Consider the following 11,967-nt stretch of genomic DNA (forward strand, 5'->3'; position numbering starts at 1 on the left):
TTTCTACACCAACTTGGTAAGAAATTTTTCTAACTGTGAAAGTTTCAGCAATTCCTTTACCTTGTCTAGCGATACAAACACCTTCAAATAATTGGATACGGTATTTGTTACCTTCTTTAATTTTTACATAAACTTTTAAAGTATCTCCAGCTTTGAAAACAGGGATATCAGATTTTAATTGTTTTTTAGTAATTTGATCTACTAATGTTAAATTCATCGTTTTTCTCCTTTTCATTTATAGTCTTGTATGTTCATTCGATTAACCAGCGGAACATATGCAGTCATCTCGACCTGTAATATTATAACATCATTCAAAAAAATATCAACTCTTTTTTTTGATTTGATCCAACATATTTTTTGACTCTTCATCAAAATTATAATTTTCTAGTAAATCCGGCCTTTTTAAATACGTTTTCTTTAACGACTGATATTTTCTCCATTTGCGAATATTTTCATGATGCCCAGAAACTAAAACATCTGGCACCTTATTACCATCATATTCTAATGGTCTTGTATATTGAGGATATTCTAGCAATCCATCAGCAAATGAGTCATCTTCATGACTCTCTTGACGAATCGCTCCTTCAATTAATCTTACTACAGCATCACAAGTAACCATACTTCCTAGTTCGCCACCAGTTAAAACATAATCGCCTATAGATAACTCTAAATCCACATAATCTCGAATTCTTTCATCAAATCCTTCATAATGTCCACAAATAATAATAAGATGCTTTTCTAATGAAAGTTTTACAGCAACTTCATGTTTTAAGGTAATTCCTTGAGGTGACATTAAAATAATTAAAGAATTGTCTGTTGCAAGTGTTTTTAAGCAATCAATGATAGGTTGACACATTAGCACCATTCCTTGTCCCCCACCATAAGGATAGTCATCTACATGTTTATGCTTATCTTTTGTGAATTCTCTAAAATTATGAATTTGAATATCAACAATTTCCTTGTCTATTGCTCTTTTAATAATTGAAGTATTTAAAAATCCATCAAACATTTCTGGAAACAGTGATAAAACATCAATCTTCATCATACATACCTTTAATTAAATGAACAAAAATTTGTTTATTTTCAATATCTTCATCCTCAATGAATGCATCTACATATGGAATGGCTATTTTCTTTTTTTCAGTTTGCACTGTTAAAACATCATGTGCACCATTGAAATAAACAGAAACAACTTTTCCAATTTCTTGATTGTCATTTATAATTTTACATCCAATTAAATCATCATAAAAATATTCATCATCATCTAATTCAATATCTGCTTTTAAACCATAAACATTAAAACCAACATATTTTTCTACTAAATTAATATCTTGCATTCCTTCAAAACTAATTAAATAATTTCCTTTATGAACTCTTACTGTTTTAATAATAAAAGGATCAACAAGATCATTCAAATATAATTTATGACCAACAACAAATCTTTGATCATTGAAATCACTAAAAGAACGAATTTTCAATTCTCCTTTAAGTGCATGAGTTCCAACAATTTTACCAATTTTTAACTTTTCCATGTAACCTCCAAAAAAAATAGATGTGTCTAACACATCTATTCATATGATTCGAATTTAATATCTAATTTTTTATTAGAAAGACGTCCTGCAACAGACATTAATTGACGAATAGAATTAGCCATAACACCTTTACGACCGATTAATTTTGCAATATCATTTTTTGCAGAATAAACATATAAAACAATTACATTTTCATCTAATGATGGCATTTGTCTTACTTCTAAATGTTCTTTATCCTCAACTAATTCAATCGCAATATCTTTTAGTGTTTTTACATAATCCATAATTATTTACCTTGTTTTGAATCAGCAAATTTTTTCATGATACCTTGTTTAGATAATAAGTTTCTAACAGTATCAGAAGGTTGAGCACCAGTATTTAACCATTTTAAGATTTCTTCTTCTTTTAAGTTAACTTGAGCTGGATTAGTACATGGATTATATGTACCTAATACTTCAATAAATCTACCATCTCTTGGTGATCTTGAATCAGCTGCTACGATTCTATAGAAAGGTCTTTTTTTAGCACCCATTCTTGTCATTCTTAATTTTACTGCCATTTATATTTCCTCCTTGATTTCTTATTGCTTGTATAATTTATCATAGATAGAAACAGGTGTCAAGCATTTTTACTTGACACCCTTCATTATTTTTTCTTTTTCTTTTTATGACGTACTTTTTTACGGTTTGGACCACCTACAAAGTGACCTCCACCCATTTTTGGAAGACCAGTTGCCATATCCATATTTGACATTTGTTTCATCATTTGTTTAGATTGTTCAAATTGTTTTAATAATCTATTGATTGCCGCAAGATCCTTCCCACATCCTTTAGCAATACGTTGTTTTCTAGATAATGTAATAATACTTGGATCTCGACGTTCTTCTAAAGTCATAGAATAGATAATAGACTCTGTTTCCTTCATTCTCTTATCTGTCGTTTCATCATTTAAATTAGGCATAGATGGCATACCAGGAATCATTTTTAAAATTCCTGAAAGTGGACCTAATTTCTTTAATTGATGCATTTGATCAAGCATATCATCTAAACCAAAACGTCCAGATTGCATTTTTTTCATAGCTTTCATTGTTTCTTTTTCATCATAAACATCTTGCACTTTTTCAACTAAAGAAACAACATCACCCATTCCTAAAATACGATCTGCCATACGGTCAGGGTAGAATAAATCAATAGCATCTAATTTTTCACCAATTCCAATAAACTTAATTGGAACATGTGTAATATGTCTAATAGAAAGTGCTCCCCCACCACGAGAATCACCATCTAATTTTGTAAGTACAGCCCCTGTAATACTTAATTTTTCATTAAATGAAGCTGCTACATTAACAATATCTTGACCTGTCAATGAATCTACAACAAGTAAAATTTCATCAGGTTTAGCAATTTCCTTAACATTTGCTAGTTCTTGCATCAATGGTTCATCAATGTGTAAACGACCAGCCGTATCAATAATGATAACATCATTATTATTTAAAGCTGCATAATTCATTGCACCTTTAACAATATTTTCAGCACTTTCAGATGTTCCTTTTTCATAAACTGGTACATCTAATTGATTACCTAAAGTAACCAATTGATCAACAGCTGCAGGACGATAAATATCTCCAGCTACTAATAATGGTTTTTTAGCATATTTTGTCTTAATTAATTTAGCAATTTTACCAGCTGTAGTTGTTTTCCCAGAACCTTGTAAACCTACCATCATAATAACTGTTGGTTTTTTACTAAAATCAACTTCTGATACTTCATCACCTAATAAATGAACTAACTCATCATGTACAATTTTAACTAAAACTTGTCCCGGTTTTAACGAACCAACGACATCTGCACCAATTGCCTTTTCTTTTGTTGATGCAATAAACTCTTTTACAACTTGATAGTTGACATCTGCTTCAAGTAATGCAAGTCTAATTTCTGTCAACATCTCTTCCATGTTGCTTTCAGTCAACTGACCTTGTCCGGATACTTTTTTTAAAGTTGACTGCAATCTTTCAGATAACGAATCAAACGCCATATATACCTCCTATAAATCTCTTAACATTTGTAAATGTTCATCAATATTTTTATGTTCTTCTTTTATATCTTTTTCTAAATCATCAATAATTTCAAGTCTTTTTTGATGTTTTTCTAATAAATTCAATTTTTCTTCATAATTTTCTAAATGTAAGCATGCTTTTTTTAAATTATCAAAAACAGCATTTTTAGAAACATTTTTTATTAAAGAAATTTCTGACAAAGATAAATCTTCATGATAATACAAATCTAAATATTCTCTTTGTTTTTCTGTTAACAAATCTTCATATATATCCATTAAAAGATTTACTCTTTGCTTTTTTTCTAAACTATTTTCCATTATGCTTCCTCAACCAAACCTTTACACAAACCATATATATATTGTTCCAAATCAAATTCTTGTAAATCATCAACTTGTTCACCTAACCCAATAAATTTTACTGGTATATTTAATTGATCTTTAATAGATAAAACAATCCCACCTTTTGCTGTTCCATCCATTTTAGTAAGAACAATTCCTGTAATATCAGTGATTTTAGAAAATTCAATAGCTTGTGAAACTCCATTTTGCCCAGTTGTTGCATCTACAACAAGTAGTGTTTCATGTGGACCTTCAGGAACAACACGTTTGATAATACGATTCATTTTTTCCAATTCGTTCATTAAATTGACTTTATTTTGTAAACGACCAGCTGTATCACAAATCAAAACATCCGCCCCTGTTTCTTTAGCTTTATTTAAAGCATCAAAAACAACAGCTGAAGGATCTCCTCCTTCTTTTCCTTTAACAATATCTACACCAACTCTTTCTGCCCATACTGCTAATTGATCAATTGCTCCTGCTCTAAATGTATCTCCAGCAGCAACAACAACTTTTTTACCTTCATCATGAACAATGCGATGTGCAAGTTTTCCAATTGTTGTTGTCTTTCCAGCACCATTGACTCCTACCATTAAAATTACTGTTAGACCTTCTGGTGCATAATTGATTTTTGTAGACATAACACTTTCATTAGCATAAATAACAAACATTTTATCTACAATAATATCATTAATTTCTCTTGGATCAGTTATATTTCTAAGTCTTACTTCTGTTTTAATTTCTGAAACAATTTTCATAACCATTGAAACACCAACATCAGCCATGATTAAAATATTTTCTAATTCCTCAAAATATTCATCATTGATTTCTCTAAAACGTGCAGCTAGTTCATTAATACGATCCGAGAATGTCTCTGATGATTTATCTAAACCTACAACATATTTTTCATTTTGTTTAGTTGATTTCCCAACTAGTTTTTCTTTTATTTGTGTAAAAAATCCCATCTAAATACCTCCTTTACGATGATCATTAGAAAGATCAATTGCATCTTCAAGTTTAACACTCACAAGTTTTGTAACACCTTTTTGTTGCATAGTTGCCCCATATAACAAATCACATTCTTCCATTGTTCCTTCTCGATGAGTCACCACAATAAATTGTGTTTGCTTAGAAAATTCTCTTAAAAATTTAGCAAATCTTTCTACATTAGCCATATCTAATGCAGCTTCTACTTCATCTAAAATACACATTGGAACAGGTCTAACTTTTAAAATTGCAAACAAACATGAAATAGCAATTAATGCTTTTTCTCCTCCAGAAAATAAAGTAATATTTGACACAGCCTTTCCAGGCGGTTGTACATCAATATCAATTCCAGTTTCTAAAATGTTATCTGGATCAGTATATTTTATTTGTGCTCTTCCACCACCAAATAGTTCTCTAAAAACATTATTAAATTCTTTATTAATTTTCTCAAATGTTGTTGAAAACTTATCAATCATAATTTGATCCATTTCATCTATCGCCTGCACCATTTTATCCTGTGCTTGAATCAAATCAAGACGTTGATTATTCATATTTTCATAACGAGAAGAAACTTCTTTATATTCTTCTATTGCATCTATATTAACATGTCCAAGCGCAGTCATTTCATTTCTAAGTGTTGCAACCTCACTTCTTGAAAACTCAATATCTATTTCATCATGATAATTTTCACTAGCATACTCAAATGTCATAGAATATTCACTTGATAATCTACTTAAATAATTATAAAGTGTTCCTTCTTGTTTAGTAGATAAAATAGCTTTTTCATTAATTTGATTTTGAATATCTTTAAGCTCTTTCCTTAGTATTTTTAACGCCGTTTCTAATTGATCATTTTCATTGACATAAGTCATTCTCAATTCTCTTTTGGATTTAATTTGTTCAGTTAATTCATCACGATGCTTAATTGCTTCGTTTAATTGTAAAACTAATTGATTGTCAATTTTACCATTTTTAAATCCATCTATTTCAATACTTTGATGTGAAAGACTCTCATACTCTCCTTTAGCAACTACGAGTTCTTCTTTTTTACCTTGAACAACAACTTCTAACTTAGCATAAGACATTTGTTTTTGTAAAAGATCATGTGCTAATTCTTTTGCTTCATTTTCTAGTTTTAACAAGTCATTTTTTTCATGTGCAAGAGTTTTTTCTAATTGATTGAGTTTTCCCTTGACATTTTCTAATTCTCTTTTTTGAAGAATAGTTGATTGTTGACGATTGACAGTTCCCCCTGTAAGCGAACCCCCAACATTCACAATGTTTCCATCTAAAGTGACAACTTTATATCTTGCATATGTTGCTTTAGAAATTTCTGATGCATGATCTATATTATCTGCCAAAATAATATTTCCCAACTGATTTAAAATAATATTATCAATTTTTTTAGAGCTTGAAACAAAATCACTTAAAACTCCTAAATATCCATCTAATGTTGGACATAAGATTTCATGTTCTTCTCTTAAAGAACGTGGCTCCATATCAGCTAAAGGCAAGAAAGTTGCTCGTCCTGCTTTATTATCTTTTAAAAACTTAATAGCTAATCTTGCTTGCAAATTATCTTTTGTTACAATGAATTGCAAAGCACTTCCTAAAGCTACTGAAACCGCTAAATCGTATTGCGGATCATTTTCCAATAAATCACCAAAAATTCCAATAATATCTGGATTATCATGTGAAAGTTCCATCACCGCTTTAACACCACTTTGATAATTAGATTTATTTTCAACTAAATCTACAAGTATTTCCTGTCTATTTTTATTTTTAGTAATTTCTTGATTTAATTGATTGATATGTTGATGTTTATTTTCTATATCTAGAGAAAGTTTTTTTTGCTTTTGTGTCAAGTTTTCAAGCGTTTCTTCAGTTGATTTTAATCTTTCAACACGATCATTATATTCTTCAATCAAATCAGACAAAATAGCTTTCAAATTATCTAATTTTTCTTTAATATCATTACTATTTTCAGATTCTAAAGCATGTTTTCTTTTTTGATCAACTTCTATTTTACTTGTTTCTAGTCTTGAAACTTCTGACATAGCTTCAAGCAATTGACTTTGTAAAGCATTAATTTCATTATCTAAAGCAAACATTTTCTTCTTTATTTCATCATTAGCACTTTCTTTTAATAAAATTTCAGCATCAATTGATGAATGGTTTTCATTAAGATTTTTAAGTTGTAAAGATAATGCTTCTAACTGTGTATTTAACTCAGAAATTTCATGTACAAGCACATTAACTTCAATAGAAGTTAACTGTTCTTGTAATTTTAAAAACGTTTCTGCTTTTTCTTTTTGCTTTTTTAAAGGAATAATTTGTTTTTCTAATTCATAAACAATATCTTTTATTCTATTTAAATTATCCGTAGTTCTTTCTAATTTTCTAATAGCTTCTATTTTTCGCTTTTTATATTTTGAAACACCCGCTGCTTCTTCAAAAATCGCACGTCTTTCCTCTGGTCTACTATCAGCAAAATTAGAGATATTCCCTTGAGAAATAATAGAAAGTGAATCTCTTCCAAGTCCTGTATCAAGAAGTAAATCAGTAATATCTTTTAAACGACATTGTTGTCTATTTAAAAGATACTCTGCTTCATTTCCCTGTCTATAAAGACGTCTTGTGATTTCAACCTCATTATAATCATAATTAAGTGTACCATCGCTATTATCAAAGACAAGGGTTACTTCTGCTAGATTTTGTGCTTTTCGATCTTGAGACCCAGCAAAAATGACATCTGCCATATTGCTACCACGTAAAGATTTTACAGATTGTTCACCTAATACCCATCTTACGGCATCAGAAATATTAGATTTACCACAACCATTCGGTCCAACAATTCCTGTTATTCCAGGTTGAAATTCTATATTTACTTTATCTGCAAACGATTTGAATCCATGTAATTCTATTTTCTTTAAATACATAGATACTCCTTTCTAGTTTATTTGAAAATGATCTTACCATTTTCAAAAGAATCTATAATTGCAAGTGACTCAACCCTATAACCTAAATCCACTAACTTTTGATGTCCTTTTTGGAATCCTTTTTCAATAATAATTCCACATCCTACGATATGTGCTTTTGCTTGATTGCACATATCAATTAATCCTAACATAGCATTCCCATCAGCTAAAAAATCATCTACAAGAATTACATTTTCATTTTCATTCAAATATTTCTTTTTAACACAAGCAATGTATCTTGTTCCTTTTGTATATGAATAAACTTCACTCGTATATAATTCATCATTAACAGTTTTAGAAGTTCCCTTTTTAGCGAAAACGACTGGAATATCATTTAATTCATAACTAAGTGCAAGTCCAAGCGCAATTCCAGATGCTTCAATTGTTAAGATTTTATCAATTTTTTCACCAGCAAATCTTCTTTTGATTTCTTTAGCAATTGATCTATAAGTTTTTGGATCAATTTGATGATTAATGAAACTGTCCACCTTTAAAATATCTGGTTCAATAATTTCTCCATCACTTAAAATTTTTTCTTTTAATTCTAACATACTAATCCCCTTACCTTTTCAATCTTTCAATCAATTTTTGTTTTTCAATTGGCAATTTTACAATAAAATTCGTTCCCACATCAACCTGTGATAAAATATCAATCTTACCATGATGTAAATCAACAATAGATTTTACAATTGCTAGCCCAAGACCGTTACCTTCAACATTTCTAGCTTTATCTTCTCGATAAAATCTTTCAAAAATATGTGAAACAACTTCTTTCGACATGCCAATTCCTGTATCCTCAATAGACACTTCTATATCTTTGGAACTTTTTTTCATTGTTATTGTAATTAAACCACCTTCATTTGTATACTTTATAGCATTTGAAATAATGTTAGTCCAAACCTGTTCTAAACGTTGTTCATCCCCATCTATAAATATATCTTTTTTAGGTGTTTCAAAAACAATTTCTATATTTTTTTCTGTTGCTTGATTTTCTTGAGTAGAAATAACTCGATTCATTTGATTGACTAATGAGTAATTACTTATTTCTAATTCAATTTCTTCTCTATCAAGCAAGGTCAATTGTAACATATTTTTTGCTAAAGAAGATAATCTTTTACTATTATATAAAATAATATTAGCATATTTTACTCTTTGTTCTTTTGGTAAATTCTCTTCTTTTAAAATATTAGCAAAACCTTGAATAGATGTTAGTGGTGTTTGAAATTCATGGGAAATATCAGAAATAAATTTTTGTCTTGTTTCATCCTGCTTAGCAAGTTGCCTAGCCATTTGGTTAAAGCCTTGATTTAATTTAGAAATTTCATCTTGTCCCACATTATCAACACGTACATTATAATTACCATTACTAAGCTCCTTAATAGCAGTTGTAAGACGTGTTAATGGTTTAACAATAATATCTGCAATTACTAAAAAAACAATGCTACCTGTTAAAAAAACACATCCTAAAATCAAGATTGCCGAATTAGCAATGGCACTTTTTTGACCACTTGTATCCTTTTGTACATAGATATAGTACTCTTGACCATTGATCATATTTTTTGTCCCATATGCTAATACTTCATTATGATGTTTAAATGTTAACTCTTTATTTGTACTTTCAAACATTTCCACCATTTGTTCAGGGGTTGGGTTATATTTCTTATTTCCATAAGCAATATAACCATCATTAATAGAATAACATGTAATGGCCATTTCACTACTTCTTGCATATAAATCAATAATATCGTCTCTATTTTCAATATTAATATTTGAAATCACTTTAGAAACATAATCATTTGTTGTAATTAAATCCTCTTCTACCGTAGATTCAATTTGTTGATCATTTAATCTTAGCGATACAAATCCAGCCACTGAAAAAGAAGCTACAATTGTAATGAAAAAGCCAAAAATTAATTTCGAATAAATTGACTTCATTTACTCTACCTCAACTTTATATCCAAGTCCTCTTACAGTAACAACATTAAAACCTGGTAAATGTCCAATATTTTCCCTAATTCTTTTAATATGTACATCTACTGTACGATCAAACCCGTCATAATCCATTCCCCAAATTTTTTCAATAAGTTGTTCTCTAGAAAATATTTGATTTGGATGTTTAGCAAGCTCAAATAACAATTCAAACTGTTTTAGTGGTAGATGTATTGTTTCATCGTGATAACGAATTTCATACTTATCACCATCCAATTCAACCTCATTTAAACGTACAATATGAGAAGCATTAATATCATATCTTTTCATAATCGCTTTAACTCTCGCCATTAATTCATTTGGATCAAACGGTTTAACAACATAATCATCTACTCCCGAAGAAAATCCACGTAATTTATCCTTACTTTCTCCTTTAGCAGTAAGCATAATACAAGGAACATCTTTAAACTCCTTCATGTTTTCTACAAGTTCAAAGCCATCCATTTTAGGCATCATAACATCGATAATTCCTAAATCGATATATTCATTTTCAAAAATTGCCAAAGCTTCTTGCCCATCAGCAGCTTCTATCACTTCATATCCTTCTTTGTTCAAATAAAATTTAAGTAATTCTCTAATATCTTGTTCATCATCAACAACTAAAACCTTTGGTTTCATCTTATACACCTCAATTCAATTAGAAATTATATCATAAAACATAAAAATAATACAATCTTACAAATCTTTACTTTATAAGAACTTTATTAATAAGGATATACAAAAAAAATATTTATTGTATAATATATCAAGATTAAAGGAGATGTAAAAATGATATTAGAAAAAATAGACCAAGATTTATTAGATTTAGCTAAACAATCAGAAAATGAGTTAAAAGATATTTATGCTAAAGTAGATGAACAATGCCTTATTAATTCAAATAAAGTTTTATCTGCTTTTATAGAAAATCAAGTTTCTTATAGTGATTTTAGTGATATCAATGGATATGGTAACTACGATGAAGGAAGAGATAAATTAGAAAGAATTTTTGCTTCAATATTAGGCTGTGAAGATGCTTTAGTAAGACCACAAATCATGTCAGGAACAAATGCTTTATATTTGACACTTTCTGCTTTATTAAAACATGGTGATACGATGATTTCAATTAGTGGTGAACCCTATGATTCATTACAAAAAATGATTGGTATCAGTGGTGATTCTAATCAATCATTAAAGGCTTATGGTGTAAATTATGAACAAATTGATCTAATTGATAATGATTTTGATGATGAAAGCATTATTCAAAGACTTAAACAAAAAAATGTAAAACTTGTTGAAATTCAACGTTCTAGAGGATATAGCCAACGTCTATCACTTACAATCGATAAAATAGAATCTATTATTCGTAAAATCAGAGAAGTCAATCAAGAAGTTATTATTATGGTTGATAACTGTTATGGTGAACTTGTAGAAACAAAAGAACCAGGAGATGTTGGTGCAGATATTGTTGTAGGTTCATTAATGAAAAACTTGGGTGGTGGTATTGCACCAACAGGTGGTTATGTTGCAGGTAAAAAAGACTTAATTTATGAAGTAGCTCAAAGACTTACTGCTCCTGGAATAGGCAAAGACTTAGGTGCTAATTTTAATCTTAACAATGCATTCTTTAAAGGTGTATTTATGGCGCCTAACGCTGTTAAAAATGCATTAAAAACTGCAATTTTCACTTCATACATGTTAGAAAAATTAGGTTACGAACATGTATCTCCACGTTATGATGAAATAAGAACAGATCTTATTCAAACATTAGATTTACATAGTGAAGAAAAATTAGTGAACTTTACTCAAGGTATTCAATCATCGAGTCCAATCGATTCTTTTGTACGTGTACTGCCTGCCCCAATGCCAGGTTATCCTTTTGATGAAGTTATGGCTAGTGGAAGTTTTACCCAAGGAAGTACAATTGAATTAAGTGCTGATGCTCCAGTTAAAGAACCTTATACATTATATATGCAAGGTGGCTTATCTATTGAATATGGAAAACTTTCTATCTTACTAGCATTGACTCAAATGAAAAATAAATAAAAACATCCCAATTGTGGCTCTATACTAAAACTGGAGGGGAAATATATCCTGCTCCAGTTTTCTTA

Annotated in this window: 13 protein-coding genes; 1 reads left to right on the forward strand and 12 read right to left on the reverse strand. The window is 29.5% G+C overall.

Annotated features, from left to right (window positions below):
- The 12 genes from ACLVEP_RS12045 to ACLVEP_RS12100 form a co-directional block, all read right to left on the reverse strand.
- The coding region (locus tag ACLVEP_RS12045; RefSeq protein ID WP_412585130.1) for a 50S ribosomal protein L19 at positions 1-217 on the reverse strand (217 nt) is incomplete at its 3' end.
- Between the two features lie 105 nt (positions 218-322).
- Positions 323-1,042, reverse strand: a complete 720-nt coding sequence (gene trmD, locus ACLVEP_RS12050; RefSeq protein ID WP_412585131.1) for a tRNA (guanosine(37)-N1)-methyltransferase TrmD — start codon at positions 1,040-1,042, stop codon at positions 323-325.
- Positions 1,032-1,532 (reverse strand): ribosome maturation factor RimM, encoded by a 501-nt coding sequence (gene rimM, locus ACLVEP_RS12055; protein WP_412585132.1) that lies wholly within the window; start codon positions 1,530-1,532, stop codon positions 1,032-1,034. The genes trmD and rimM overlap by 11 nt, the downstream gene beginning before the upstream one ends.
- 35 nt (positions 1,533-1,567) lie before the next feature.
- A complete protein-coding gene (locus tag ACLVEP_RS12060) occupies positions 1,568-1,816 on the reverse strand; it encodes a KH domain-containing protein (protein WP_318001130.1) in 249 nt (82 codons plus the stop codon).
- Between the two features lie 2 nt (positions 1,817-1,818).
- Positions 1,819-2,091, reverse strand: a complete 273-nt coding sequence (gene rpsP / locus ACLVEP_RS12065) for a 30S ribosomal protein S16 (protein ID WP_318001131.1) — start codon at positions 2,089-2,091, stop codon at positions 1,819-1,821.
- A gap of 86 nt (positions 2,092-2,177) precedes the next feature.
- Positions 2,178-3,566 carry a signal recognition particle protein gene (gene ffh, locus ACLVEP_RS12070; RefSeq protein ID WP_412585134.1) on the reverse strand — a complete coding sequence of 463 codons (1,389 nt, stop codon included), beginning with the start codon at positions 3,564-3,566 and terminating at the stop codon, positions 2,178-2,180.
- A gap of 9 nt (positions 3,567-3,575) precedes the next feature.
- Complete coding sequence (ylxM, locus tag ACLVEP_RS12075; protein ID WP_318001133.1) at positions 3,576-3,905, reverse strand: YlxM family DNA-binding protein; 330 nt, start codon at positions 3,903-3,905, stop codon at positions 3,576-3,578.
- Positions 3,905-4,891 (reverse strand): signal recognition particle-docking protein FtsY, encoded by a 987-nt coding sequence (gene ftsY / locus ACLVEP_RS12080; RefSeq protein ID WP_412585136.1) that lies wholly within the window; start codon positions 4,889-4,891, stop codon positions 3,905-3,907. The genes ylxM and ftsY overlap by 1 nt, the downstream gene beginning before the upstream one ends.
- Positions 4,892-7,852, reverse strand: coding sequence for a chromosome segregation protein SMC (locus ACLVEP_RS12085; protein WP_412585138.1), 2,961 nt, complete (start codon positions 7,850-7,852; stop codon positions 4,892-4,894). It lies immediately after the preceding gene.
- 17 nt (positions 7,853-7,869) lie between these two features.
- Positions 7,870-8,442 (reverse strand): xanthine phosphoribosyltransferase, encoded by a 573-nt coding sequence (locus ACLVEP_RS12090; protein WP_318001079.1) that lies wholly within the window; start codon positions 8,440-8,442, stop codon positions 7,870-7,872.
- 10 nt (positions 8,443-8,452) lie between these two features.
- Positions 8,453-9,826, reverse strand: coding sequence for an ATP-binding protein (locus tag ACLVEP_RS12095; protein ID WP_412585139.1), 1,374 nt, complete (start codon positions 9,824-9,826; stop codon positions 8,453-8,455).
- Positions 9,827-10,498, reverse strand: coding sequence for a response regulator transcription factor (locus ACLVEP_RS12100; protein WP_412585141.1), 672 nt, complete (start codon positions 10,496-10,498; stop codon positions 9,827-9,829). It abuts the gene before it with no gap.
- Positions 10,499-10,648: 150 nt separating this feature from the next.
- On the opposite strand from ACLVEP_RS12100, the gene ACLVEP_RS12105 reads away from it, so the two are divergent.
- On the forward strand, positions 10,649-11,902 hold the full coding sequence (locus tag ACLVEP_RS12105; RefSeq protein ID WP_412585143.1) for an aminotransferase class I/II-fold pyridoxal phosphate-dependent enzyme: 1,254 nt from the start codon (positions 10,649-10,651) through the stop codon (positions 11,900-11,902).
- Positions 11,903-11,967: the final 65 nt, after the last annotated feature.

This window comes from Faecalibacillus sp. (genome assembly GCF_047023275.1).
Taxonomy (GTDB): Bacteria; Bacillota_I; Bacilli_A; order Erysipelotrichales; family Coprobacillaceae; genus Faecalibacillus.

Coding starts and splice junctions, on each gene's coding strand:
- ACLVEP_RS12090 (WP_318001079.1), bottom strand. CDS start 8,442: ATGTTAGAATTAAAAGAAAAAATTTTAAGTGATGGAGAAATTATTGAA.
- ftsY (WP_412585136.1), bottom strand. CDS start 4,891: ATGGGATTTTTTACACAAATAAAAGAAAAACTAGTTGGGAAATCAACT.
- ACLVEP_RS12060 (WP_318001130.1), bottom strand. CDS start 1,816: ATGGATTATGTAAAAACACTAAAAGATATTGCGATTGAATTAGTTGAG.
- ACLVEP_RS12105 (WP_412585143.1), top strand. CDS start 10,649: ATGATATTAGAAAAAATAGACCAAGATTTATTAGATTTAGCTAAACAA.
- ACLVEP_RS12100 (WP_412585141.1), bottom strand. CDS start 10,498: ATGAAACCAAAGGTTTTAGTTGTTGATGATGAACAAGATATTAGAGAA.
- rpsP (WP_318001131.1), bottom strand. CDS start 2,091: ATGGCAGTAAAATTAAGAATGACAAGAATGGGTGCTAAAAAAAGACCT.
- ffh (WP_412585134.1), bottom strand. CDS start 3,566: ATGGCGTTTGATTCGTTATCTGAAAGATTGCAGTCAACTTTAAAAAAA.
- trmD (WP_412585131.1), bottom strand. CDS start 1,042: ATGAAGATTGATGTTTTATCACTGTTTCCAGAAATGTTTGATGGATTT.
- rimM (WP_412585132.1), bottom strand. CDS start 1,532: ATGGAAAAGTTAAAAATTGGTAAAATTGTTGGAACTCATGCACTTAAA.
- ACLVEP_RS12095 (WP_412585139.1), bottom strand. CDS start 9,826: ATGAAGTCAATTTATTCGAAATTAATTTTTGGCTTTTTCATTACAATT.
- ACLVEP_RS12085 (WP_412585138.1), bottom strand. CDS start 7,852: ATGTATTTAAAGAAAATAGAATTACATGGATTCAAATCGTTTGCAGAT.
- ylxM (WP_318001133.1), bottom strand. CDS start 3,905: ATGGAAAATAGTTTAGAAAAAAAGCAAAGAGTAAATCTTTTAATGGAT.